Source organism: Streptomyces coffeae, from assembly GCF_016741875.1.
In the GTDB taxonomy this organism is placed as follows: domain Bacteria; phylum Actinomycetota; class Actinomycetes; order Streptomycetales; family Streptomycetaceae; genus Streptomyces; species Streptomyces coffeae.
Map to the genome: position 1 here is coordinate 209283 of NZ_JAERRF010000001.1, position 24908 is coordinate 234190.

General features: G+C 72.0%; 23 protein-coding genes. 15 read left to right on the forward strand and 8 right to left on the reverse strand.

The features are described from left to right. Window positions 1–125 precede the first annotated feature (125 nt). Together JK363_RS00955 and JK363_RS00960 are read right to left on the reverse strand one after the other, a co-directional pair. Window positions 126–521, reverse strand: a complete 396-nt coding sequence (locus JK363_RS00955) for a GntR family transcriptional regulator (protein ID WP_201870555.1) — start codon at window positions 519–521, stop codon at window positions 126–128. A gap of 103 nt (window positions 522–624) precedes the next feature. Next, window positions 625–2442: a bifunctional metallophosphatase/5'-nucleotidase gene (locus tag JK363_RS00960; protein WP_201870556.1), complete on the reverse strand. Its 1818-nt coding sequence runs from the start codon at window positions 2440–2442 to the stop codon at window positions 625–627. Window positions 2443–2676: 234 nt separating this feature from the next. Between JK363_RS00960 and mshD the strand changes: the two genes are divergently transcribed. From mshD to JK363_RS00980, 4 genes are all read left to right on the forward strand, one after another. Then, a complete protein-coding gene (mshD, locus tag JK363_RS00965; protein WP_201870557.1) occupies window positions 2677–3609 on the forward strand; it encodes a mycothiol synthase in 933 nt (310 codons plus the stop codon). 887 nt (window positions 3610–4496) lie between these two features. Continuing rightward, complete coding sequence (locus JK363_RS00970) at window positions 4497–6743, forward strand: RNA degradosome polyphosphate kinase (RefSeq protein ID WP_201870558.1); 2247 nt, start codon at window positions 4497–4499, stop codon at window positions 6741–6743. Window positions 6744–6912: 169 nt separating this feature from the next. After that, a complete protein-coding gene (locus tag JK363_RS00975) occupies window positions 6913–8292 on the forward strand; it encodes a CHAD domain-containing protein (protein WP_201870877.1) in 1380 nt (459 codons plus the stop codon). Window positions 8293–8382: 90 nt separating this feature from the next. Beyond that, window positions 8383–8844, forward strand: coding sequence for an NUDIX hydrolase (locus tag JK363_RS00980; protein ID WP_201870559.1), 462 nt, complete (start codon window positions 8383–8385; stop codon window positions 8842–8844). A 27-nt stretch (window positions 8845–8871) separates the two neighbouring features. Here the strand turns inward: JK363_RS00980 and JK363_RS00985 are convergent, their stop codons facing one another. Then, on the reverse strand, window positions 8872–9678 hold the full coding sequence (locus JK363_RS00985) for a class I SAM-dependent methyltransferase (protein ID WP_201870560.1): 807 nt from the start codon (window positions 9676–9678) through the stop codon (window positions 8872–8874). A 182-nt stretch (window positions 9679–9860) separates the two neighbouring features. Here JK363_RS00985 and mshA point away from each other — a divergent pair, with 182 nt between their 5' ends. The 5 genes from mshA (at window position 9861) to JK363_RS01010 (ending at window position 14856) form a co-directional block, all read left to right on the forward strand. Continuing rightward, window positions 9861–11222: a D-inositol-3-phosphate glycosyltransferase gene (mshA, locus tag JK363_RS00990; RefSeq protein ID WP_201870561.1), complete on the forward strand. Its 1362-nt coding sequence runs from the start codon at window positions 9861–9863 to the stop codon at window positions 11220–11222. Beyond that, the gene (locus JK363_RS00995; protein ID WP_201870562.1) at window positions 11215–11754 is read left to right on the forward strand and encodes a type III secretion system chaperone family protein; all 540 of its coding nucleotides are present in this window, start codon (window positions 11215–11217) and stop codon (window positions 11752–11754) included. The genes mshA and JK363_RS00995 overlap by 8 nt, the downstream gene beginning before the upstream one ends. Window positions 11755–11903: 149 nt before the next feature. Beyond that, a complete protein-coding gene (locus JK363_RS01000) occupies window positions 11904–12161 on the forward strand; it encodes a hypothetical protein (protein ID WP_201870563.1) in 258 nt (85 codons plus the stop codon). Continuing rightward, window positions 12158–12829: an RNA polymerase sigma factor gene (locus tag JK363_RS01005; RefSeq protein ID WP_201870564.1), complete on the forward strand. Its 672-nt coding sequence runs from the start codon at window positions 12158–12160 to the stop codon at window positions 12827–12829. Before JK363_RS01000 ends, JK363_RS01005 begins: the two co-directional genes overlap by 4 nt. Then, window positions 12826–14856 (forward strand): M48 family metalloprotease, encoded by a 2031-nt coding sequence (locus tag JK363_RS01010; protein ID WP_307821530.1) that lies wholly within the window; start codon window positions 12826–12828, stop codon window positions 14854–14856. The genes JK363_RS01005 and JK363_RS01010 overlap by 4 nt, the downstream gene beginning before the upstream one ends. A gap of 11 nt (window positions 14857–14867) precedes the next feature. Here the strand turns inward: JK363_RS01010 and JK363_RS01015 are convergent, their stop codons facing one another. Continuing rightward, complete coding sequence (locus tag JK363_RS01015) at window positions 14868–16142, reverse strand: MDR family MFS transporter (protein WP_201870879.1); 1275 nt, start codon at window positions 16140–16142, stop codon at window positions 14868–14870. A 171-nt stretch (window positions 16143–16313) separates the two neighbouring features. Between JK363_RS01015 and JK363_RS01020 the strand changes: the two genes are divergently transcribed. Then, complete coding sequence (locus JK363_RS01020) at window positions 16314–17075, forward strand: phosphoglyceromutase (protein WP_201870566.1); 762 nt, start codon at window positions 16314–16316, stop codon at window positions 17073–17075. Between the two features lie 164 nt (window positions 17076–17239). Here JK363_RS01020 and JK363_RS01025 read toward each other — a convergent pair whose 3' ends face one another. From JK363_RS01025 to phoU, 3 genes are all read right to left on the reverse strand, one after another. Continuing rightward, complete coding sequence (locus JK363_RS01025) at window positions 17240–17677, reverse strand: hypothetical protein (RefSeq protein ID WP_201870567.1); 438 nt, start codon at window positions 17675–17677, stop codon at window positions 17240–17242. A gap of 363 nt (window positions 17678–18040) precedes the next feature. Further along, window positions 18041–18205, reverse strand: coding sequence for a hypothetical protein (locus JK363_RS01030; RefSeq protein ID WP_201870568.1), 165 nt, complete (start codon window positions 18203–18205; stop codon window positions 18041–18043). Between the two features lie 104 nt (window positions 18206–18309). Further along, window positions 18310–18990, reverse strand: a complete 681-nt coding sequence (gene phoU / locus JK363_RS01035) for a phosphate signaling complex protein PhoU (RefSeq protein WP_201870569.1) — start codon at window positions 18988–18990, stop codon at window positions 18310–18312. Between the two features lie 325 nt (window positions 18991–19315). On the opposite strand from phoU, the gene phoR reads away from it, so the two are divergent. Together phoR and phoP are read left to right on the forward strand one after the other, a co-directional pair. After that, window positions 19316–20602, forward strand: a complete 1287-nt coding sequence (gene phoR, locus JK363_RS01040) for a two-component system sensor histidine kinase PhoR (protein ID WP_201870570.1) — start codon at window positions 19316–19318, stop codon at window positions 20600–20602. After that, complete coding sequence (gene phoP / locus JK363_RS01045) at window positions 20599–21279, forward strand: two-component system response regulator PhoP (protein WP_176182212.1); 681 nt, start codon at window positions 20599–20601, stop codon at window positions 21277–21279. The genes phoR and phoP overlap by 4 nt, the downstream gene beginning before the upstream one ends. Window positions 21280–21358: 79 nt before the next feature. Here phoP and JK363_RS01050 read toward each other — a convergent pair whose 3' ends face one another. Beyond that, the gene (locus JK363_RS01050; protein ID WP_201870571.1) at window positions 21359–22081 is read right to left on the reverse strand and encodes a DUF461 domain-containing protein; all 723 of its coding nucleotides are present in this window, start codon (window positions 22079–22081) and stop codon (window positions 21359–21361) included. Between the two features lie 534 nt (window positions 22082–22615). On the opposite strand from JK363_RS01050, the gene JK363_RS01055 reads away from it, so the two are divergent. The 3 genes from JK363_RS01055 (at window position 22616) to ispF (ending at window position 24785) form a co-directional block, all read left to right on the forward strand. Next, a complete protein-coding gene (locus JK363_RS01055) occupies window positions 22616–23098 on the forward strand; it encodes a CarD family transcriptional regulator (RefSeq protein ID WP_009716930.1) in 483 nt (160 codons plus the stop codon). A gap of 366 nt (window positions 23099–23464) precedes the next feature. Continuing rightward, window positions 23465–24250, forward strand: a complete 786-nt coding sequence (gene ispD, locus JK363_RS01060) for a 2-C-methyl-D-erythritol 4-phosphate cytidylyltransferase (protein WP_201870572.1) — start codon at window positions 23465–23467, stop codon at window positions 24248–24250. Beyond that, window positions 24240–24785 carry a 2-C-methyl-D-erythritol 2,4-cyclodiphosphate synthase gene (ispF, locus tag JK363_RS01065; protein ID WP_201870573.1) on the forward strand — a complete coding sequence of 182 codons (546 nt, stop codon included), beginning with the start codon at window positions 24240–24242 and terminating at the stop codon, window positions 24783–24785. The genes ispD and ispF overlap by 11 nt, the downstream gene beginning before the upstream one ends. Window positions 24786–24908 lie beyond the last annotated feature (123 nt).

The following is a 24908-nucleotide window of genomic DNA, read 5'->3' on the forward strand; positions in this document are numbered from 1 at the left end:
GCCTCCAGGGTAGGGCGGGGCGGGGGTCCGGCGCGGGGGGTTCACAGGGCGGGCGGAGGCATGGGCGAGTGGGTGTGTGCGCCTGTACGGGGGTTTCGCCGGTGGCCCAAGCAGTGGGGCCGCGGTCAGAACTGCTGGTCGTAGCCGCCGCTTTCACGGCGGACCGCCCGCAGCCCGCGCTCCACGGAGACCACTCGCTCGGTCAGCTCACCGAGCCGCTGTTCCAGCCGCTGCAGCCGGAGTTGATGGCCGCGCACCGCCTGGAGGAGGGTGCGTACGGTGGGGTCGGTCGCGGGGTCGGCGACGAAGAAGCCGGGTTCGAGCAGCCCCTCCATCAGCACCCCCTCCTCGACGAGCCGCCGGTAGGCGGAGTCGACCGCCTTGGTGAGTTTCCGCAGCTCGGTGGCGAGTTCCTCGGGGTCGGGCAGCCGGTCGCCCGGCCGGTACGTCCCCGCGTCGATGTCCTCGCGGATCCTCGCCTCGACGTCGTCGGACCGCAGCGTCCTGCGCATCTGCTCCATGCCGCGAATCTATCGACGCCGGGCAGAGCGGACGGAAAGCCGGGGGAACGGGAAGACGACAACGGCCCGGCCCCCGTCCGGGGGCCGGGCCGTCGCGCCGGGGTCACTTCTTGACGGTGATGCGGTCCGCGGCCGGCGGGGCCAGCGGGGAGGACGCCGAGGAGTGGGCGCCCAGGTAGGAGGTGAACGCCTCCAGGTCGGAGGCGCCGACCAGCTTGTTCTTGCCCTCCTTGAAGACCGGGAAGCCGTCGCCGCCGCCCGCGAGGAACTCGTTCATCGCCACGCGGTAGGTCTTGGCCGGGTCGATCGGCTCACCGTTCAGCTTCACCGAGTCGGTGACGATCCGGTCCTTGCCGGACTTGGTGAGATCCAAGGTGTAGGTGAATCCCTTGGACACCTGGAGGATCTTCGGGCTGTTCGCATTGGCTCCGCTGACCTGCTGCTGGAGTCCGGTGATCAGCTGGGCGCCGGTCAGGTCGAGCACGTTCATCATGTTGGTGAAGGGCTGCACGGTGAACGCCTCGCCGTAGGTGACCACACCGTCCCCCTCACTGCCCGACGCCTTGTACGCCAGATCGGAGCGGATACCGCCCGGGTTCATCAGCGCGAGCTGCGCACCGCCCTTGTCGGCGGGGGAGAGCGCCTCCACCTGGCCGTCGGTGATGACATCGCCGAGCGGCGTCTCGTAGGCGGTGGAGCCGCGTCCGGGGATCTCCGCGGAGACATAGCCGACCGGCTTGTTCGCGATCGGCGCGGCCAGCTTGTTCCAGCGCCCGATCAGCGAGGTCATGTCCGGGGCCTTGGGCTGCTCACGGTTCACCACGTGGTTGGCCGAGTCGGCGCCCTTCACGGAGGTCCGGACGATGTCGCCGGTGCGCCGGTCGTAGGTGAGCGTAGTGTCCGTGTAGAGCCGTCCGAAGGAGGCGGCCGAGGTCACGGTGCGCGGGGTGCCGGACGGGTCCGGGATGGTGCATGCGTACGCCTGGTGGGTGTGACCGGTGACCAGGGCGTCGACCTTCGGGCTCAGGTGCTTGGCGATGTCGACGATCGGGCCGGAGACCCCGTCGCCCGCGCCCGGGCTGTCGCAGTCGTCGTTGTACGAGGAGGAGGCGGGCATCCCGCCCTCGTGGATGAGCGCGACGATCGACTTCACGCCCTTGCGGTACAGCTCCTTGGCGTACTTGTTGACCGTCTTGACCTCGTCGTGGAACTTCAGCCCCTTGACGCCGTCGGCGGTGACGACGTCCGGCGTGCCCTCCAGGGTGACGCCGATGAAGCCGATCTTCACGCCCTTGTGCTTCCAGACCGTGTAGGGCTTCAGCAGCGGCTTGCCGGTCTTCTCGTCGGTGACGTTGGCCGCCAGATACGGGAAGTCGGCGCCCTTGAACTTCTTGCCCTGCTCGAAGCAGCCGTCCTTGGGGTGGCAGCCGCCCTTCTGCATCCGCGTCAGCTCGGCGCGGCCCTCGTCGAACTCGTGGTTGCCGACCGAGGTGACGTCCAGATCCAGCTTGTTGAGCGCCTCGATGGTCGGCTCGTCGTGGAAGAGACCGGACATCAGCGGGCTGGCGCCGATCATGTCGCCGCCGGCCGCGGTGACCGAGTACGGATGGCCCGCGCGGGCCTTGCGCAGCGAGGTGGCGAGGTATTCGACACCGCCCGCCGGGACGGACTTGGTGGTTCCGTCCGCCTGGGTCTCGGTCACGGTGCCCGAGGAGCCCTGCGGCGGCTCCAGGTTGCCGTGCAGATCGTTGAAGGACAGCAGCTGTACATCGACGGTGCGGTCCTGCCGGTGGCCCGGCGCGGCCGTGGTGTCGGCGCCCGCCGGGTTCGCGGCGGACAGAACGCCGGCCGTGGCCGCGAGGACCGCGACCCCCGTGGCCAACCGGCGTGCCGCCCCGCGCCGTTGAGGTCTCGCTGGCATGTCTCCCCCTCTTACCCGTGGTGGTCTGACCCCGTGGTGATGGGCATGCGTGCGCATGTGCCCGTGGTGGTCGGTCGGCCGAAGCATACGGTCAACGCGCGTAGCGGGGCAGGGGAATGAGGTTACGAGCTGGTTGCGTACCGAAGACCGCTACCCGGTGGTTCGCCCATTGGGGGGAAATGTCCCTCGCCGGGGAACGCCGGTGCGGCGCGGCCGAGTCGTAGGCTCGGCACCATGAATGACGTGGTGAACGAGACGGCCGGCGCCCGGCGTATCGAGGTCCTCGAGGAGCTCACGCCCGCTGTGGTCCAGGATGTGCTGCGCCTGATCGCGGAAGCCGCGCGCACCGACGGTCAGCAGGCGGTGTCCGAGCAGGGCCGGCTGCAATTGCGGGGGCAGCGGCCGGGAGTACGGCATCTGGTGCTGCGCGAGCCGAGCGGGGAGCTGGTCGGCTACGCACAGCTGGAGGACACCGACCCGGTGGAGGCCCCGGCCGCCGAACTGGTCGTCCACCCGGCCCACCGTGGCCAGGGGCACGGCCGGGCGCTGGGGGTGACCCTGCTGAGGGAGTCCGGCAAGCGGCTGCGGGTGTGGGCGCACGGCGGCCATGCCTCCGCCCGCCACCTCGCGCAGGTGCTGGGGCTGACCCTGTTCCGTGAGCTGCGTCAGATGCGGCGGCCCCTGGGGCCGCCCGCGGAGCTGGGCATCGACGAGCCCACGCTGCCGGAGGGGATCACCGTACGGACCTTCCGGCCCGGCGAGGACGACGCCGCCTGGCTCGCGGCCAACGCCGCGGCCTTCGCCCACCACCCCGAGCAGGGTTCACTCACCCAGCGTGATCTGGACGACCGCATGGGGGAGGTCTGGTTCGACCCGCGGGGCTTCTTCCTCGCCGAGCGCGCGGGCGAGATCGTCGGCTTCCACTGGACCAAGGTGCATGGCGAGGAGGGTCTGGGCGAGGTGTATGTGCTGGGGGTGCGGCCGGACGCCCAGGGCGGCGGCCTCGGCCGGGCGCTGACCGCGATCGGCCTGCGCCACCTGGCCGCGCAGGGGCTGCCGACCGCGATGCTGTACGTGGACGCGGACAACAGCGCGGCCGTGTCCGTCTACGAACGGATGGGCTTCGTCACCCACGAGACGGACCTGATGTACCGCACGGAGACCTGAGCCCCGCCGGGAACGGTTCCCAAAGGCCCCGGAGGCCGGACGTCTCCGGGGCCTTTCGGACGTCTCAGGGGGCGGACGGACCGGCCGGGCCCTGGGCGTGGGACCTCGCCCATGCGGATTCCCCGGCGTATGGCCCCGGGGCTTGCGGCCCCTGGCGTGCGGGAGCCGGGGCCGGGTCCGGGCGGTGCGGTGGACCGGACCCCGCGGCCGGACGGAATCCCACCGGTCGGGGCCCCGGGACAGGCCCGCGGCCGGGCGGGCGCCGCCCCCGGGACAGCCCGCGGCCGGGCGGGAGCCTGCCGGCCGGGCTCCGCGCCGGGGCCGGACGCCTCCGCACCAGACCCCCACCGCTGGGCGGGAGCCGGGGCCGGGCGCCGCCGCCGCGCGGGCGGCCTGGAGCGGATGGGCCCGGCCCAGACCCGGGCGGGAGCCGCGAGACGTCCACCGCGGCCGGGCGGCAGGACGTCTCCGGGGGCCCGTACGTCCCTGGCCGGGGCCCGGAGGTATGCGGGAGGGGGCGCCGGGGTAGGGTCCGGGCCGCGACCTTCGCGGCCGGAGGGCGCCTGCCGGGCCGGGCTTCGCGCGGGGGCCGGACGCCCCCACCAGATCCCCGCCGCCGGGCGGGAACCCGGGGACGAGCCCCCGCCGCCGCGCAGGCGGGGTTCGGGCGAGACGCATGTGGGCCGAGTTGCCTGCGGGGCGAGTCGCCTGTGGGTCGGTTCCCGATTTCCCACGCGCCATGTCTTCGTTACCGGCGATTCAATCTCGGTTGCAAGCATCACTGAATGCAGTCCGCTGTGCCGCATTCGTCGAACCGGAGGCTCCGTGCCGCAGCCGCACCCGCGTCCGCCACGCCGTCTTCCGCTCCGGCGCGGAACAATGAGGTCATGAGCCACTCCAGCGGTCAGGCACCGGTCCCCCCGCAGCCTCAGCCCCAGCCCTCGGTCGGTTCGATCGCGGCCCACCGGCCGCATGCCGTTGTCGTCCCGCCGGTGCGGTCGCTCGACCCCGACCTCGACGCCGACCCGGACATCTACGAGGGCTCCGGTCCGGACGCGGAGAACGGTGAGCTGCCCCAGGGGCGGTTCCTGGACCGTGAGCGCAGCTGGCTGGGGTTCAACGAGCGGGTGCTGGAGCTCGCCGAGGACCCCGCGACCCCGCTGCTGGAGCGGGCCAACTTCCTCGCGATCTTCGCCAGCAACCTCGATGAGTTCTTCATGGTCCGGGTCGCGGGCCTGAAGCGGCGCATCGCCACCGGCGTGGCCACCCGCTCCGCCTCCGGGCTCCAGCCCCGTGAGGTGCTGGAGCAGATCTGGACCCGGTCCCGTGAGCTCATGGCCCGGCACGCCGCCTGCTACCAGCAGGATGTCGCCCCCGCGCTGGCCGAGGAGGGCATCCATCTGATCCGCTGGCCGGATCTCACGGAGAAGGAGCAGTCCCGCCTCTTCACCCTCTTCCGGCAGCAGATCTTCCCGGTGCTGACCCCGCTGGCCGTGGACCCGGCGCACCCCTTCCCGTACATCTCGGGGCTTTCGCTCAACCTCGCCGTGGTGGTGCGCAACCCGGTGAGCGGCCATGATCACTTCGCGCGTGTGAAGGTTCCGCCGCTGCTCTCCCGGTTCCTGGAGGCGTCGCCGCAGCGCTATGTGCCGCTGGAGGACGTGATAGCGGCGCATCTGGAGGAGCTGTTCCCGGGGATGGAGGTGCTCGCGCACCACATGTTCCGGGTGACCCGCAACGAGGACCTGGAGGTCGAGGAGGACGACGCGGAGAACCTGCTCCAGGCCCTGGAGAAGGAGCTGCTGCGGCGCCGCTTCGGGCCCCCGGTGCGGCTGGAGGTCGAGGAGTCCATCGACCCGTACGTCCTGGACCTGCTGGTGCGCGAGCTGAAGATCTCCGACGCGGAGGTCTATCCGCTGCCCGGCCCGCTCGACCTCACCGGGCTCTTCGGGATAGCGGCGCTGGACCGGCTGGAGCTGAAGTACCCCAAGTTCGTGGCGGGCACCCATCGTGACCTGGCCGAGGTGGAGTCCGCGTCGGCCCCCGACATCTTCGCCGCGCTGCGCGAGCGGGACGTTCTGCTGCACCACCCGTACGACTCCTTCTCCACCTCCGTCCAGGCGTTCCTGGAGCAGGCCGCGGCCGACCCGGACGTCCTCGCGATCAAGCAGACGCTCTACCGCACCTCGGGCAAGTCGCCGATCGTCGACGCGCTCATCGACGCCGCCGAGTCCGGCAAGCAGGTGCTGGTGCTGGTCGAGATCAAGGCCCGGTTCGACGAGCAGGCCAACATCAAGTGGGCGCGCAAGCTGGAGGAGGCCGGCTGCCACGTGGTCTACGGCCTGGTGGGGCTGAAGACCCACTGCAAGGCGTCGCTGGTGGTCCGCCAGGAGGGCGACACCCTGCGCCGCTACTCCCACGTCGGCACCGGCAACTACCACCCCAAGACGGCGCGGCTCTACGAGGACCTGGGGCTGCTCACCGCCGACCCCAAGGTGGGCGCCGATCTGTCCGACCTGTTCAACCGGTTGAGCGGCTACTCCCGCCGGGAGACCTACCGGCGGCTGCTGGTCGCCCCCAAGTCGCTGCGCGACGGGCTGATCACCCGTATCAACAAGGAGATCACCCACCACCGGTCGGGCCGCCCCGCCTCGGTGCGGATCAAGGTCAACTCGATGGTCGACGAGGCCGTGGTCGACGCCCTCTACCAGGCCGCGCGCGCCGGGGTGCCGGTCGACGTCTGGGTGCGCGGGATCTGTGCGCTGCGTCCCGGCGTGCCGGGACTCTCGGAGAACATCCGGGTCCGCTCCATCCTGGGGCGCTTTCTGGAGCATTCGCGCGTCTTCGCGTTCGGGAACGGCGGTGAGCCGGAGGTGTGGCTCGGCAGCGCCGACATGATGCACCGGAATCTGGACCGCCGGATAGAGGCGCTGGTGCGGGTCACCGACCCCGCCCACCGGGCGTCGCTCAACCGCCTGCTGGAGACCGGTATGTCCGACTCCACCGCCTCCTGGCATCTGGGCCCGGACGGCGAGTGGACGCGGCATGCCACGGACGCGGACGGACAGCCGCTGCGGAACGTACAGGAAATGCTCATAGACGCCCGGAGGCGACGGCGTGGTTCAACGACATGACCTGCCGCTGGTCGGGAGGACGGACGCCGGCCAGCCGCCCGGCACCCCGCCCCGTGGCGCCGGTCCGGACGGCCCCCAAGGCCCCGGGGGTGGCGCGCGTCCCGGGGGGCCCGGGGGGTACGACACGGTGGAGCGCATCGCGGACCCGGTCCCGGACACGCACCCGCCCATGGCCGGGGATGTGCTCGCGGCCTATCTGAACGCGCAGGCCGGAGACTTCCTGCGGAGTCTGCGGCTGCACCGCGAGGCCGGCTCCGACGTCGAGGCTGCCGCGGAGGCCGCCCGGCTGCTGCACCGGGCCGCCCGCCGGATCAGCGGCGCGCTGTCCGTCTACCGCCCGCTCACCGACACCGCCTGGTCCGATGAGCTCCGCGCCGAGCTGGCCTGGCTGTCCGGCACGCTGGCGCTGGAGCACGCGTACACCGAGCGGCTGTCCCGGCTGCGCGGTGCCCTCCACCGCCTCTCCGGTACCGGCGGCCCGCCGGACCGGCCCCTGGGGGAGGAGGCGGCCGCGGTGGGAGCGGCGGCAGGTGAGGCGGCCGGCGGCGGGGGTACGACGACGGCGTCCGCCGCGAGCACGGCTGCCGCGGCCCGGCCCGCACGGGCCGCCCGCCGCAGTGTCTCCCTCGCCACCGGCGCCCCGGACCCGGCGCCCGCCCCGCGCCGGGGCACGGCGGACGGCGCGGACCCGGCGGAAGGGGCCGAGGAGACGTCCGGTACGGCGGTCGGCAAACGGCCGGACCAACGGTCCGACCAGTGCGCCGACGGACCGGACAGCACAGGACGTCCCACCGCCCCCCAGCGGGCCGGTGGTGTGGACGGGGGCCGGGGCGCCGGGCTGACCGTGGGGGCAGCCCGCGCCGGGGCCCTGCTGGAACGCCAGCTCACCCTGGCCCGGACCCGGGCCCACACCGCCGCCCTCCAGGCGCTCGGCTCCTCCCGTTGCCACGCGGTCGCCGACACCGTGGCGCTGCTGGCCTCCGAGGTGCCGCTCGACGAGACCGCCGCCCAGCGCCCCGCCGAGCAGGTGCTGCCCCCTCTCGCCGAACTGGCGCACCGGCGGCTGGTCGAGGCGGTCGACGGGCTGCCGCTGGGCCGCGCCGGACACCCGTACAACGCCGAGGCCCTGATCCACGGGCTCGCCGCGACCCCCGCCGCCGACGCCCCGCCCGCCAGCGAAGAGCAGGACGCGCCCTGGCACCAGGTGCGCCGGCTGCTGCGGATGCGCCGCTATGCGCTGGAGGTGCTGGAGCCGACGGAGCCGAAGCCGCCGAAGGCACCGGATGAGGGGGCCGGGTCCGGCCTGGTGAACGGCCCGGTGGAGCCCCAGCTGTCCGTACGGCTGCTCGCCGCCGCACAGGCGCTGGAGCGCCACCGCGACGCGTCCGAGGCGGCCGCCGCCGCGGCGGCGGCGGCGCGCACCCCGCGGATCGCCCCGGCCACGGCGTACGCGCTCGGCGTGCTGCACGCCGATCAGCGCCATGAGGTGGAGGCGGCCCGCTTCGCGTTCGGCCGGATCTGGCGGCGCACGGCGACCAGAGCGACCTGAAGACCGGACACACCAGCAGGCACGGAACAGGTACGAGCAGGCACGAGCAGGCACCAGCTATCCGCGGCGACCGGGGAGGCGGGACGGCAGATGGCTCAGCGGAATTCCCAGGGCTCGGCCAACGGAGGCGCGGGGGCGCCCGCCCCGCCCGTCCTCGCGGCGGGCTGTGTGCTCTGGCGGCGCGCCCCCGACGGCGGGCGGCTGGAGGTCGCGCTGGTGCACCGCCCCCGCTACGACGACTGGTCGCATCCGAAGGGCAAGCTCAAGCGCGGTGAGGACGCGCTGCGCGGTGCGGTGCGCGAGGTCGCGGAGGAGACCGGTATGGACTGCGCCCCCGGCGCCCCGCTGCCCACCCTCCGCTATCTGGCCAAGGGCCGCCCCAAGGAGGTCCGCTACTGGGCGGCGGAGGCGGTCCACGAGGAGCCCTTCGTCCCCAACCGCGAGGTCGACCGGCTGGTCTGGCTGCCGCCCTCCGCGGCCCGGCTGCGGCTGACGTACGACCATGACCGCTTCCTGATAGACGCGCTGCTGGACGCGGTGCACCTGTCGTAGCCGCGGACCCCGGTGAGACGTTGAGTGTCAGGGCCGGGGCGCCAGCGCGTCCCAGCGGACCGTGAGCTCGCCCTGCCGCCAGCGCCGGGGCCCGTCCACCAGCGGCCAGCCCGCGGCGCGGAGCCTCTGGGCGCTGCGTATCCAGCGCTGCCGGGCGCTGAGCGCCGCGTACGGGGCGGCCGCCCAGGCGCGGTCGAAGTCGTGCAGGAAGGTGTGCACCGGCTCGCCCGGCACATTGCGGTGGATGAGCGCCTTCGGAAGCCGTTCGGCCAGGTCGGAGGGGCGTTCCAGGGAGCCGAGCCGGGCCGCGAAGGTCACGGTGCGCGGACCGTCCGGGGCGAGGGCGACCCAGACGTGCCGCCGCCCGATCTCGTCGCAGGTCCCCTCCACCAGCAGGCCGCCCGGGGCCAGCCGGGCGCACAGCCGCCGCCACACCTCGGCGACCTCGCCCTCCTCGTACTGCCGCAGCACATTGGCCGCCCGGATGAGCGTGGGACGGGCGCCGCCCGGCAGCGGCACCTCGAAGCCGCCGTGGGCGAAGGCGAGCCCCTCGCGTTCGTACGGCCGCGCGGCGGCGACCCGCACCGGGTCGATCTCCACCCCGACCACCCGGGCGCCGGGCCGTACCGTGCGCAGCCGGGTCAGCAGTTCGACAGCGGTCCAGGGCGCGGCACCGTAGCCGAGGTCGACCGCGACGGGTGCCTCGGTGCGGCGCAGGGCGGGCCCGTGGGCGGCGGCGATCCAGCGGTCCATGCGGCGCAGCCGGTTCGGATGGGTGGTCCCGCGGGTCGCCGAACCGATCGGGCGGGTCGGCGACGGTACGCGGGCGGGCATGGCCAGAGCTTATGGGGTGACTCGGGAGGCATCGCCGTCCGGTCGGCGGTCACGCACCGCGCCCGTCCCACTCCTCGAACGTCACGCTTTGGCAAAAGCGGAAATGGGAACGAGGCATTCCGGCGTTGACGGTTGCAACGGTGAGAAGGGGCAGCATGCCCCCGGGTAGGAGGTATCGCGCGGTGAGCCAGCACGCGTCCCGCCTCGGCGGTCTGCGAGGCCGATCCCCTGTGACGTTCGGCGGCCATCCCCACGCGCGCTTTCGGCGCGTGGCACGGCGGCCACGGCGGATCGCGATGCTCAGCGTGCACACCTCCCCCCTGCACCAGCCGGGCACCGGCGACGCGGGCGGGATGAACGTCTACATCGTGGAGCTCGCCCGGCGGCTGGCCGCCCTCGACATCGAGGTGGAGATCTTCACCCGTGCCACCAACGGCGGGCTCCAGCCCTCCGTCGAGCTGGCGCCCGGGGTGCTGGTGCGGCATGTGGACGCCGGTCCGTACGAGGGGCTGGCCAAGGACGACCTCCCGGCGCAGCTGTGCGCGTTCACCCACGGGGTGATGCGGCAGTGGGCGGGCCACCGCCCCGGCTACTACGACCTGGTCCACTCCCACTACTGGCTCTCCGGCCATGTCGGCTGGCTGGCCGCCGAGCGCTGGGGCGTACCGCTGGTGCACGCCATGCACACCATGGCCAAGGTCAAGAACGCCGCCCTCGCGGCCGGTGACACCCCCGAGCCCGCGGCCCGGGTCATCGGCGAGCAGCAGATCGTCAGCGCCGCCGACCGGCTGATCGCCAACACCGCCGAGGAGGCGGAGGAGCTGGTGCGCCACTACCAGGCGGCGCGCGACCGGCTGGCGATCGTGCACCCGGGGGTGAACCTGGAGCGGTTCCGTCCGGCGGACGGCCGGGCAGCGGCCCGCGCCCGGCTCGGACTGCCGCCCGACGCGCTGATACCGCTCTTCGCCGGGCGGATACAGCCGCTCAAGGCCCCCGACATCCTGCTGCGCGCGGTGGCCCACCTCCTGGAGGAGGATCCGTCGCTGCGCGAGCGGCTCGTGGTGCCGGTGGTCGGCGGGCCGAGCGGCAGCGGGCTGGCCAAGCCGGAGCGGCTCCAGAAGCTGGCGGCGCGACTGGGGATCTGCGATGTGGTGCGGTTCCGGCCACCGGTCGCCCAGGACGAGCTGGCCGACTGGTACCGGGCGGCGTCGGTGCTGGTCATGCCGTCCTACAACGAGTCGTTCGGACTGGTGGCGATCGAGGCGCAGGCATGCGGCACCCCGGTGGTGGCGGCCTCGGTGGGCGGTCTGCCGGTGGCCGTGCGCGACGGTGTCAGCGGCACCCTGGTCAGCGGCCATGACCCGGCCGACTACGCCCGCGCCCTGCGTCCCTTCGCGGACGAGACGGGGCGTGCGGAGCGGATGGGCGCGGCGGCGGCCCGGCACGCGCGGTCCTTCGGCTGGGACACGGCCGCCGCGGCGACGGCGGAGGTCTACATGGAGGCGATGCGTGAGCGGCGTCGCCTACGATCGGCCCATGGGTGACGCCAACACCAACGCCGCCGGTGCCGGTAACGGAGCCAACGCCGACGCCGCCAGGACCGTGATCGAGCAGACGCTGCGCGACGCCGAGCTGGAGTGGGAGAGCCCGTCCGAGGGGACGTACGTCGTCACGCTGCCGGGCACCCGCAAGCTGTCGACCACCTGCTCGCTCCGCGTCGGCAGGCACTCCCTCTCGATCAACGCCTTTGTGATCCGGCACCCGGACGAGAACCACGACACCGTCCACCGCTGGCTGCTGGAGCGCAACACCCGGCTGTACGGGGTGAGTTACGCCATCGACCCGATGGGCGACATCTATCTGGTCGGGCGGCTGCCCCTGGCCGCCGTCACCCCGGACGAGCTGGACCGGCTGCTCGGCACCGTCCTGGAGAACGCGGACGGCAGCTTCAACACCCTGCTGGAGATGGGCTTCGCCACCGCGATCCGCAAGGAATACGCATGGCGTACGGCGCGCGGTGAGTCCACCCGGAACCTCGAGGCGTTCGCCCATCTGACGCGCGACGTGGCGGGCTGACCCCGCGTACCGCAGGCCGCCGCACGCCGCCGTCTGCCCACCGCCGCGAAAATCTTCGACGTCGCGGTGAAGAAAACCGCTCCGTGACGGCTCTTCATAGTGAACCGGCTTCCAGCCGGGAACCATGAAGGGGAGACACAACGGTGCTCATGGACAATCCGTGGCTCACGGTGGCAACGGTCGTGACGGTGGGGGTGCTGCGGCTGATGGGGGACGTCATTCGCTGGCTGGCGGCGCGCTCGGGAGAACGGATCCGGGCGCGGCTGCTGGTGGAGTTGGTACGCGGGTCGGGGCCCGGCACGGTGCTCACCGACCACCGGGCGGACGGCGCGGCGCTGACCGTCCGCCGGCCGGACGCGGAGAGCGGCCGGGGCGCAGCGGATGTGCGGGGCGGGGGTCCGGCATGAGCGACACGGCCGAGGAGACCACGCGCGACGAGGAGTTCGACGCGTTCTACGCCCGCACCAACCGCCGGCTCACCGCCCACGCCCTGATGCGGTTCGGCCGCGATCGGCAGGGCGTCGAGGACGCCCTCCAGGAGGCGTATATCGAAGCGATGGAGCGCTGGCCCACGGTGCGGTCCTGCCCCTCGCCGGAGGGCTGGGTGCTCACCACCATGCGGCGCAAGCTGGCGCGTGACGGGCGGCGCTGGCGGAATCGCTGGAAGCCGGCCGAGCTGACCGTCCCGGCCTCCCCGGCCGCCACGGTGGAGGAGACCTCGGAGGCGCTGGCCACCCTGCGCGCGCTCACCACCCTGCCGCCGCGCCAGCGCGAGGTGATCGTCATGGCCACCTCGGGCATGAGCTATCAGGAGATATCCACCGCACTCGGGATCACCACCCGGGGCGTGGGCAGCAATCTGCACAAGGCCCGCGCCCGGCTCACCCTGCTGCTGAGCATCCCGCCCGGCTCCGACCGCGAAGGCGAGCGGCTGATGAGCCTCAGCCCGCGCGACCCGCTGTACGCGGCGCTGTCGGCCGCCGACGCATGGCTGCTGGACGGGTTGTGTGCGGAGGAGCGCGAGCGCGAGCCGGGGCGGGGGCCCGGGCACGACTCCGGCCGGGGGCACCGGTGATCGCCGCCGTCCGCGCCCTGCTGGCCATCGCGCTGCTCGCGGGGTTCTACGCGCTGGTTGCGCTGATGGTGCTGCTGTGGGTGGGCTTCCTGGTGGTGGCGTTGTGGAGCGCCGGACAGCCGACCGCCACCACGCCCCCGACCAACATCATCCTGCTGTGCGCAGCGTTCGCCCCGGCGATCGCCGGGATGGTGTGGGCGGTGATCCGTACCGCCCGGCCCGCCGGACCGCCCGCGGGCACGGTGTGGGTCAGCAGGCGCGGGGCGCCCGCGTTATGGGCGGTGGTCGAGGAACTGGCCCTCGCCGTGGGCACCCGGCGCCCGGACCACATCCGGCTGACCACCGAGGTCAACGCGTCCGTGACCGAGGACGCCTCGTTCCTGGGGCTGGTGCCCGGCTCCCGCACCCTCTGTCTGGGGATGCCCCTGCTGGCGGGGCTGCCGCCCGCCGAACTGCGCGCCGTCGTCGCCCATGAGCTGGGCCACTACTCCCGCCGCCACAACCGCTTCGGCGCCCTCGCCCACCGCGGTACCGCCGGGCTCGACGCCGCACGGCAGGCGATCCGGGACGCCTCGGCCGCCAATGACCTGGTGCGGATGTACGCGGGCGGGCCGGGGGCGCTGGTCGGTCTGTACGCACGGGTCTTCCGCCGGCTCACCCGGCCGGTGCGGCGGCGGCAGGAGCTGGAGGCGGACCGCGAGGCCGCCCGGGTGGCCGGGGCGGACACGGTGGCCGCCGCGCTGCGCTCCACGGCCGTACTGGAGCGGCTGTGGCCGGAGTTCATCGCGGAGTTCCTTCTACCGATGCGCCGGGCGCGCGGATGTGTGCCGGACGATCCGTTCCGGATCTTCGCCCAGCTGACCGAGGCGCCCGAACTGCGGGAGCTGATGGCCGAGGTGCTGAGCGAGGCGATGCGGCGGCCCGCCGACCCCGACGACCCGCACCCGGATCTGGCCACCCGCCTCCGCCGGCTGGAGCGCCTCCCCGCGGCCCCGGGCCCGGCCGCACCGGACGCCGACGGTCCGGAGACCGTGGCCGTACCCGCCCGTTACGCGGCCGAGTTGGGCCGTTCGCTGTTCTCCGGGGCGGGGGAGACGGTGCCCTGGCGCGACTGGCTCGCCCTGCTGGCCGCCCAGCGCGCGACCCGGATCCTGACCCCGCTGGCGGAGGCGGTGCGTACGGTCGAGAAGGAGGAGGCGGGCGGGGAGCGGCCCGGCCCCTTGACCATCCACCGGGTACTGCGGCTGGTGGACAGCGGCCGCCGGATGCCGCTCGCCCGCGCCCTCAACTCCCGTCTCGACCCGGCTCTCGACCCGGCCGAGTCGGCGGCGCGGGAGCCGCTGGAGCCGTTGGCCGCCGCGCTGTCCGTACTGATCGGGGCGCAGCTGGTGGCGGGTGGCACCGCGTACTGGGCGATGCACTGGACCGGGCCGGGGACCCTCGTCCCGCCCGACGGCATCGCGCCCGAGACGATCCGCTCCTGGGCCGAGACCGCCGTCCAACTCCCCGGCCAGACCCAGCGGTTGGGGCTGCATCTGGCCGCCCTCGGGGTGGATGAACGCAGCCCCCTGCCGGACCGGGCCGGGACCAGGGCGGCCGACGGCGCGCCTCAGGACGAGGTGCGGGAGGTCAGCATCGCGCCCCGGGTGTCCGAGCCCGCGCGCCGTCGTATTGGCGCGGTACGGACCCTGGCGCTCACGGTGCTGCTGGGGTTGACGGGGCTGGCGTTCGTGCTGTGGAGCGGCCGAGGCGAGGTGACGTACCCGGGGACCCCGGTGACCCGTTGGACCCAACCGCCCGGCGGCCCCTACGGCTCGGACCCGGCCCCGGGCACCGTCCCCACGTACGGTCTGCCGACGGGATTCCCCACGTACGGCCTCCCGACCGGCCCGGCGCTGCCGACAGGACTCCCGACCGGCCTCCGGACCGGCCTCCCGACCGGCCCGGCGCTGCCCACGGACCACCGGCTGCCGTCGCGGCTGCCGAGCATCGACATCAGCCCGCTCCTGCCCCGCCCTACGCCGTAGCCCGGGAACCGTCAGCCGACGGTGTCGGCGTCCCGCACCACCGCCGCCCCGCCCTTCACCTCATCCACGGCTTCCACCGGCCGGGCCCGCAGTCTGCGCCCCAGCGCCGCGTACCCGGCGGCCGCCACGGCGCCGACCACCGCGGTCCCCGCCCACAGGGTGTCCGCGCCGAAGTGGTCGATGACCGTGCCGCCCAGCAGCGGACCGGTCAGCGAGGCCAGCGACCAGGACAGTACGAGCATCCCCTGGTAGCGGCCGCGGCCATGGGTGGGGGAGAGCCGGGCCACCAGACCCATCTGGGTGGGGGAGTTGATGATCTCGCCGAGCGTCCAGACGGTGACGGCCAGCGCGTACATGCCCACCGACCCGGCGAAGGCGGTGAGTCCGAAACCGCATCCGGTGAGCAGCGCGGAGGCGACGAGCAGCGGCGCGGGAGCGCGGTGCTCGATGAAGCGGGTCACGGGGATCTGCACGGCCACGATCAGCACGCCGTTGGTCGCGATGGCCAGCCCGTAGTCGGAACTGGACAGCCCGTCCTCGCCCATCGCCACCGGCAGGGCCACAAAGCCCTGGGTGAAGATCATCGTCAGCAGGTACGACAGCGCGACGACGGCCATGTACCGCCGGTCGCGCAGCACCGTGCCGAGCCCGATCTCCGGCGCGTCCGCGGCGGGCCCGTCCGCGTTCCGCTCCGGGCGGGACTCCGGCAGCTTGACGAAGACGATGACCGCGCAGAGCAGGGTCATCGCCGCATCGCTCAGGAACAGGGTCAGATAGCCGTGCTGGGCGATCAGTCCGGCCGCCATCGCCGAGAAGGCGAAGCCGAGGTTGATCGCCCAGTAGTTGAGCGCAAAGGCCCGGATCCGGTCCTCGGGCGCCACGATGTCGGCCATCATCGCCTGTACCGCGGGCCGGGACGCGTTGCTCGTCATGCCCACCAGACAGGCCACGACCGCGATGGCGACCGGGTTCTGGACGAAGCCGAGCACGGCGACCGTGACGGCTGTCGAGAGCTGGGACACCAGCAGGGTGGGCCGCCGCCCCAGCCGGTCGGTCAGCACCCCGGCGACCACCGCCGACACCACCCCGCCCAGTCCGTGCAGCGCCCCGACCAGACCGGCGAAGGTCGCCGAGTAGCCGCGCTCGACAGTCAGGTACATGGCAAGGAAGGTGGCGACAAAACCGCCCAGCCGGTTCACCAGCGTGGAGGTCCACAGCCACCAGAACGCCCGGGGCAGCCCCGAAACACTCTCCTTCGCTGCCTGTCGCAGCCGGACGACGGACATCGGCGACATCGGCGACCCCCCGTGGATCCATACGCGCCCATCGCGCAATGTAAGCAGCTACCCTGGAAGTCGCACCTTACAGATCCCGCCTCCGGGCCGCTACCGGATTACCGGAGTCCGCCCACTGGTACGCCACTGACCCCCTCCAACCGGTCCAGTAGGCTCGAGCGCATGGCCGACGCACCGTACAAGCTGATCCTCCTCCGCCATGGCGAGAGCGAGTGGAACGCGAAGAACCTGTTCACCGGCTGGGTGGACGTGAACCTGAACGAGAAGGGCGAGAAGGAAGCCGTCCGCGGCGGCGAGCTGCTGAAGGACGCCGGCCTGCTCCCCGACGTGGTGCACACGTCCCTCCAGAAGCGCGCCATCCGCACCGCGCAGCTCGCGCTGGAAGCGGCCGACCGCCACTGGATCCCGGTCCACCGCAGCTGGCGCCTCAACGAGCGCCACTACGGCGCCCTCCAGGGCAAGGACAAGGCCCAGACCCTCGCCGAGTTCGGCGAGGAGCAGTTCATGCTCTGGCGCCGCTCCTACGACACCCCGCCGCCCCCGCTGCCCCGCGACGACGAGTACTCCCAGTTCTCGGACCCGCGCTACGCCACGCTCCCGCCGGAGCTGCGCCCGCAGACGGAGTGCCTGAAGGACGTCGTCGTCCGCATGCTCCCGTACTGGTTCGACGCCATCGTCCCGGACCTCCTCACCGGCCGCACCGTCCTGGTCGCGGCCCACGGCAACTCCCTGCGCGCCCTGGTCAAGCACCTGGACGGCATCTCCGACGCCGACATCGCGGGCCTGAACATCCCCACCGGCATCCCGCTCTCCTACGAGCTCGACACCGATTTCCGCCCCATCACCCCGGGCGGCACCTACCTCGACCCGGAGGCCGCGAAGGCCGCCATCGAGGCGGTCAAGAACCAGGGCAAGAAGAAGTAAGTTTGTGATCACGCCCCCGACCTGCGCTTATGGCGCGGATCGGGGGCGTTTCACGGCTTGGGCCCACTCTGGGCCCTCAGTGCCCTCCGGGCACGCTCTCGGCCGCTGGGCATGAGGTGTGCACACCTAGTCGCTAGCCGCTGGCCGCTGGCCGAGAAACGAGATCAGCCCCTGACCTCGAACGGGGACGACGTCACGGTGCCGTTCGATCCGTGGATGGCCATCCGCATGTTCATGGGCATGCCCTCGGGCACGTTCAGCGTCACACACTTGCTGTAACCCGAGGTGTGCCCCTTGGTGCTCACCCTGTGGCCTTCGCCGGTGGTGCCCACGATGTAGCGCCCGTCACTCCAGTTGTCGCCGACGCACAGCGTGTCGCCCTTGCTACTGCCCGAGCCGGGATCGGCCTGCCACGTGACGGAACCGAGCATCCGGTTGTCCTTCCACGCGTCGATCACGGCGTCGAGGTCGCCGACGGAGGGTCGCTCGTAGTCGAAGTCCACGGCGGCCGCCGCGGCAGGAGAAGCCGACAGGCCGACTATGCCGGCAACGCTGAGAGTCGTAGCCGCTGCCAGGCCGGAGAGAGCCCTCTTCAGTCGCATCAGGTGTGTACCTCGTATCGCTGGGAGCAGACTGCCCCGCCGGCGTCGGCGGGGCAGAGCCGCAGAATGAACTTCGCGTCTCGGCGATGTCGCGGCTCGCCAGAAAATCGTGACGCGGCCGTCCAACACGTCTCAGACGCCCTCTCATTGTTGTCCCGACTGGAGACACCGGCGATAGCGCAGCGTCCACACTTCAGTTGGCTGTCCGTCTACTCGCCGACGCCCACTCTCAGGACGGCGTGAACTCGTACCGGAGCTCGTAGAGGTGGCCCGCCTTGGCCATGATCGTGGCTTCGATGTCGCTGAGGACGAAGAGGGCCCGGGACCGCATCGCGGTCCCGGGCCCTCATGCGTACGGATGGGTCAGCCGCAGCAACCGCCGCACTGGCAGGGGCCGCCGGACTGGCAGCCGCAGCCGCAGCTCGAGCCACAGCCGCAGGCGGCGAGCGGGGCGAGCGGGGGGCGCCGGTCGGCCGCCGGACGGGTGGCGGGGGTGGGCGTGACGCTGGGCTTGGCGAGGTCCGCCATGTGTCGCCTCCTCGAGAAGGGTCACCTGCTGCTCATGGTGCCGATCCGCCGTCCGTGCGCAGGGGCGCACGGACGGCGCGCGGAGGCATGCAGACGGGACGGTGTCACGCCCCTTCGACGGTGTCCTGCTGCTGGGCGAGCTCGTCCGCGTGCTCACCGGTGACCAGGTAGACGACGCGCTTGGCGACCGAGACCGCGTGGTCGGCGAACCGCTCGTAGTAGCGGCCCAGCAGAGTCACATCGACGGCGGTCTCGATGCCGTGCTTCCAGCGGTCGTCCATCAGGTGCTGGAAGAGGGTGCGGTGGAGCATGTCCATCGCGTCGTCGTCCTGCTCCAGCTGGAGCGCGAGGTCGACGTCCTTGGTGATGATGACCTCGCCCGACTTGGCCATCAGCCGCTGGGCGAGCTGGCCCATCTCCAGGATGGTGGCGTGCAGATCCCGGGGGACGGCGGTGTTCGGGAAGCGCAGCCGGGCGAGCTTGGCGACGTGCTGGGCGAGGTCCCCGGAGCGCTCGAGGTCGGCGCTCATCCGCAGGCTGGTGACGACGATCCGCAGATCGGTGGCGACCGGCTGCTGCCGGGCCAGCAGGGCTATCGCACGGCTCTCGAGTTCGCGCTGGAGATCGTCGACCTTCTCGTCGGCGGCGATGACGCTCTCGGCGAGCTTGAGATCCGCGTCCAGAATGGCGGTGGTGGCACGGCCGATGGCCGAACCGACCAGCCGGGCCATGTCGACCAGGCCCTCCCCGATCGAATCCAGCTCCTCGTGGTACGCGTCCCGCATCACTGACCTTCTCTCACTGACTCTCGCTGACGGATCTCCGTGGAGATCTGATCGATCTCCGACCGGCCGGCGTGGACTCGCGCCCGCGCCCCCACACTCCCACGTTCCGGCCGAAACGCGTCCTGCTCCGGCATCGGAGGTGAACCACACCGGACCCCTCGGTGAACTCTCGGCAACATGCCCCTCGCGTCACCGTGCCCGACCCCCTCGGCGGACGGTCCGGAGTGAACCGGCGCCGACCCCTCGGTGAACTCTCGGCAACGTCTGTTCGAGGGGATCGCTGCGGGGCTGTAGTGGGGTCCGGTGCCCCGCATAACCTGGATGCATGAACGTGAACGCGGCGATCGCCGCAGTGGCGGCGCTCGCCGGGCTCTGCACCGGTGTGATCGCCATGCTGGCGTTCCGCTGGAGCGAGCGCGAACAGGCGAAGCCTACGCGCTCCTCGCTGCACACCGATGCCGTGCTGCCACCCGGTGTGGACACCGTCCTCTCGGTCCTGCGGTCGTCCGCGGTCGTCCTCGACGAGGCGGACGCCGTGGTGAAGGCCAGCTCGGCCGCGTATGCGCTGGGCCTGGTGCGCGGCGGCAAACTGGCGGTCGAGCCGATGCTGGCGATGGCCCGCGAGACCCGGCGGGACGGCGAGATCCGCCAGATCGAGCTGGATCTGGCGCGGCGCGGCGGCGGCCGGGGCGGCGACGCCCTCGCCGTATCGGCCAGAGTGGCCCCGCTCGGCTCCCGGCTGGTGCTGCTGCTGGTGGAGGACCTCACCGAGGCCCGCCGGATCGAGGCGGTCCGGCGCGACTTCGTGGCGAACGTCAGCCATGAGCTCAAGACCCCGACCGGCGCACTGTCGCTGCTGTCCGAGGCCGTGATGGACGCGTCCGACGACCCTGAGGCGGTCACCCGCTTCGCCGGGCGGATGCAGGTCGAGGCGACCCGGCTGACCAGCCTGGTCCAGGAGCTGATCGATCTCTCCCGGGTGCAGAACGACGACCCGCTGGAGGACGCCGAGCCGGTCCGGGTCGACGAACTGGTCGCCGAGGCCATCGACCGCTGCCGCCATCAGGCGGGCACCAAGCACATCACCATGGCCACCGGCGGCACCGCCGAACTGCATGTCTGGGGCAACCGCGGCCAGCTGGCCGCCGCGCTCGGCAACCTCGTCGAGAACGCGGTGAACTACAGCCCGGCCCGGACCCGCGTCGGCATCGCCGCCCGCCGTATCCCCGCGACCGGGGGCGATCTGATCGAGATCGCCGTCACCGACCAGGGCATCGGCATCTCCGAAAAGGACCGTGAGCGGATCTTCGAACGCTTCTACCGCGTCGACCCCGCCCGCTCACGGCAGACCGGCGGGACCGGCCTCGGCCTCGCCATCGTCAAGCACGTGGCCGCCTCGCACGGCGGGGAGGTCACGGTGTGGAGCGCCGAGGGACAGGGCTCCACCTTCACCCTGAGACTCCCGGAAGCCGGTGCGGCGCGGGACCGGGACCGCTCGTCGAGCGAGTCGTACGAGACCGGGGCCGACCTCGATGGTGAGGATGCGGACCAGGACCGGCCGTACGAGACCTTCTCCAATGAACCACTTTCAGCCCCGGAGGTCCTTCCGTGACCCGAGTTCTGGTCGTCGAGGACGAGGAATCGTTCAGCGACGCGTTGTCGTACATGCTCCGCAAGGAAGGATTCGAGGTCGCGATCGCGGCTACGGGCCCCGAGGGGCTCGATGAGTTCGAGCGGAACGGCGCCGATCTGGTGCTGCTCGACCTGATGCTGCCGGGGCTGCCCGGTACGGAGGTGTGCCGGCAGCTGCGCGGCCGCTCCAATGTTCCGGTGATCATGGTCACCGCCAAGGACAGCGAGATCGACAAGGTCGTCGGGCTCGAAATAGGCGCGGACGACTATGTGACCAAGCCTTTCTCCTCCCGCGAGCTGGTGGCCCGGATCAGAGCCGTGCTGCGCCGCCGTGGCGAGCCCGAGGAGGTCACCCCCGCGGCCCTGGAGGCCGGACCGGTCCGGATGGATGTGGACCGGCATGTGGTCACGGTCGACGGCGGCAAGGTGGACCTCCCGCTGAAGGAGTTCGACCTGCTGGAGATGCTGCTGCGGAACGCCGGCCGGGTGCTGACCCGGATGCAGCTGATCGACCGCGTCTGGGGCGCGGACTACGTGGGCGACACCAAGACGCTGGACGTCCATGTGAAGCGGCTGCGCGCCAAGATCGAGCCGGACCCGGGCACCCCGCGGTACCTGGTCACCGTGCGCGGTCTGGGCTACAAGTTCGAGCCGTAGGCCGGAGCGCGGCCCAGGCGGGCCGAGGTGTGCGGAGAGGGCCCCGGAAGCGACTGCTTCCGGGGCCCTCTCCGTGAGATCAGTGGGCGTTCGACGTCGGCTCGCCGGAGGCGATGCCGTTGCCGGGCTGGCCGGTCTGGTCGGTGCCACCGGGCTTGGTGGTGCCACCGGGCTTGGTGGAGGCCGAACCGGACGGCTTGTCCCCGGGCTTGGTGCCATGGCTCGCCGCGTCGGACGGTGTGGCCGTCGGCGTGCCGGACGGCTTGCCCGGCGTGGCGGTGGGCACCTCGGACGGGCCCCAGCCCTCGAAGTAGTGCTGCGCCGGGACGACGAACGCGGTGATCGGGACGTCGCCGGTGCGGTTGAAGTCGAAGACGACGCGCTGGGCGTCACCGTCCCGGGCGGCCTCCCGCCCCTTGGCGATGACCGCGGAGGGGTTGCCCTTGCCGCCGAGGATCACCGAGCCACCGGCCGGGACCACGATCGGACCGGAGCCCTTCTCCGCCGGGGCGAGCTTCACGCGCGCGCCGGTGCCCGGAAGGGTGATGTCCTTGAGGGTCTCGTTCCGCGTGCCGACGTTGAAGATCTTGCCGGTGACGACGGCCGGGCCCTTGGCCTTGAGGTCCGGCTGGGTCACCAGATTGACGTTCTGGATCTTGATGGTGCCGACGGACGTCGCGGCGTTGTCGGGCTTGATCTCCTGCGTCTGCGCGTCGTTCCCGGCCGCGCAGGCGGAGAGCGGGGCGACCGAGACCACGATGGCGGCGGCGGCGAGGGCGCCGCGTCGAAGGCTGCTGCTCACGGCGGCGGCATCTCCTAGGACGAGGTAAAAGTTGGATCAGCGGGCTTAGGTTACCGATCCACCCTCTTGGCCCCGCACCCGACCCGCCTCCTGGGCGCGGGGCGGGTCCGCGGGCCCTTCTGGAGCCGTCCTGAATATCGGTTCGTTGATCCGGCCCGGAGATTATCGGTAAGGAATCCGTGGATGTCCCGGAATTGATCACGGGAGTGATCTGGTCCTCTCGTGATCAATTCGTGAATCGAGGCCGGATCTGACACCTCCTGGCCCGAACGGAGTAGCGGAAGTCCATCGACTGGACTCCGGCAAAACGGGACGTACGGTCGCTCGTGGTGCCTTCTCGGGGCGGGTAACCCATGGCTTTCGGCCCGCCCGTACAGCGGCTCCCACCTGCGAATACCCGGTTCCGCTGACCTCTCCCAGCACGTTCCGGTCGCTGTTGTCAAGCCCCGAGATATGCCCTGACCTGCGAAAACGCCATTCAGAAGAAGGCGTTCCCGTGTTACCCTGGATAGCCACGGAAGGGGTACCTGTCACATGACGTTCAAGGTTGGCGACACCGTGGTCTATCCCCATCACGGGGCCGCGCTGATCGAGGCCATCGAAACTCGCCAGATCAAAGGCGTGGACAAGACCTACTTGGTGCTGAAGGTCGCTCAGGGTGACCTGACGGTTCGTGTGCCGGCGGACAATGCGGAGTTCGTCGGTGTGCGTGATGTGGTCGGCCAGGACGGGCTGGACCGGGTCTTCGAGGTGCTGCGCGCACCCTATGCGGAAGAGCCGACGAACTGGTCCCGTCGCTACAAGGCAAATCTCGAGAAGCTCGCCTCCGGCGACGTGATCAAGGTCGCCGAGGTTGTGCGCGACCTGTGGCGCCGAGAGCGTGAGCGCGGACTCTCCGCCGGTGAGAAGCGCATGCTCGCCAAGGCCCGCCAGATTCTGGTGAGCGAGCTGGCTCTCGCCGAGAGCACCAATGAGGACAAGGCCGAGGCCCTGCTTGACGAGGTTCTCGCGTCCTGACACATCAATGCCGCGGTGCCCGAGTGACTCAGACTTGATGTCCTAAGCCGTCTGTCGCCGGGCGCTGCGGCATGTGCGCATACCGGGACCCTGGGGTCCCGGTCCGTTGCACTGTGTGCCGGGCCAGCGTGTGCCGGGGTCGGTATATGCCGGTGTCGGTATGTGCTTGTGACGCGATGTGTGGTTGTGACGCGACGTGTTTGTGTCGCGGTGCAGATGGATCGCGGTGCAGATGGTGCAAAGGTGTGCCGGGCCCTGGGCACTGGCTCGACCAGTTGTCACGGAAGGGGCTGGTCGGGGCATCGCGCCCGGCACGCTGTGGCCATACCCATTTCGGTCGAGGAAGCAAACCTGAACGCCAACTCAATGTCCGTAACCACCAGTCCCGGCGACTCCGGCGCGCCCGAGCGCCCCGCCCGTACCGCCGCTGTGATCCCGGCCGCGGGCCGTGGCGTGCGGCTCGGTCCCGGCGCCCCCAAGGCGCTGCGCCCGCTGAACGGTATGCCGATGCTGGTTCACGCCGTCCGGGCGATGGCCGGATCCCGCTCCGTCTCTCTTGTGGTCGTGGTCGCCCCGCCGGACGGCGCCGACGAGGTCCAGCGGCTGCTGGACGCCTATCCACTGACCGGCCGCAGCGCCGATGTGGTGGTCGTCCCCGGCGGGGAGACCCGTCAGGAGTCGGTGCGGCTGGGCCTGGCCGTCGTACCCGAGGACATCTCCACCGTGCTGGTCCACGACGCCGCGCGGCCGCTGGTCCCCGTGGACACGGTGGACGCGGTCATCACCGCCGTACGGGACGGGGCGCCCGCCGTCGTCCCCGCGCTGCCGCTGGCCGACACCGTCAAGCAGGTCGAGCCGCGCACCGGTGAGCGGGCCGGTGAGCCCGAACCGGTCGTCGGCACCCCCGAGCGCGCCCGGCTGCGCGCCGTCCAGACCCCGCAGGGCTTCGACCGCGCCACGCTGGTGGAGGCCCACGCGAAGATCGCTCTGGAGGGCGACGGAGCGACGGACGACGCGGGCATGGTCGAGCGGCTCGGTGTCGAGGTCGTGGTGGTGCCCGGCCACGAGGAGGCGTTCAAGGTGACCCGGCCGCTGGACCTGGTGCTGGCGGAGGCGGTTCTCGCGCGCAGGAGGGCCAACGATGGCTTCTGAATCATCCCCACCGTCCCCGGCGGGTCTGCCCCTGGTGGGTATCGGCACCGATGTGCACGCCTTCGAGCAGGGCCGTGAGCTGTGGTGCGCGGGTCTGCTGTGGGACAGCGAGGAGTACGGCGGATACGGCCTGGCCGGGCACTCCGACGGCGATGTGGCCGCCCACGCCGCCTGTGACGCGCTCTTCTCCGCCGCCGGCCTCGGCGACCTCGGAGCCCATTTCGGCACCGACCGCCCCGAGTGGTCCGGCGCCGCCGGGGTCACCCTGCTCGCCGAGGCGGCCCGGATCGTACGGGCCGCGGGGTTCGAGATCGGCAATGTGGCGATCCAGGTGATCGGCGTCCGTCCCAAGATCGGCAAGCGCCGTGAGGAGGCGGTCAAGGCGCTGTCGGCCGCGGTCGGCGCGCCCGTATCGGTGTCCGGCACCACGACGGACGGCCTCGGGCTGACCGGGCGGGCCGAGGGGCTCGCTGCGGTCGCCACGGCGCTCGTGGTCCGTACGGGCCCTGTTCCCCGCGAGGGTGCTGAGCTTTGACGGTGCGTTGGGTAGGTACGGAATCGGGTACCCGCGACCCGCATTTCGTCCCCGCAGTCCCCGCAGTCCCCGCAGTCCCCGCAGTCCGCTCAGCCAGAGCCCAGCCCACCGTGAATGTCCCCG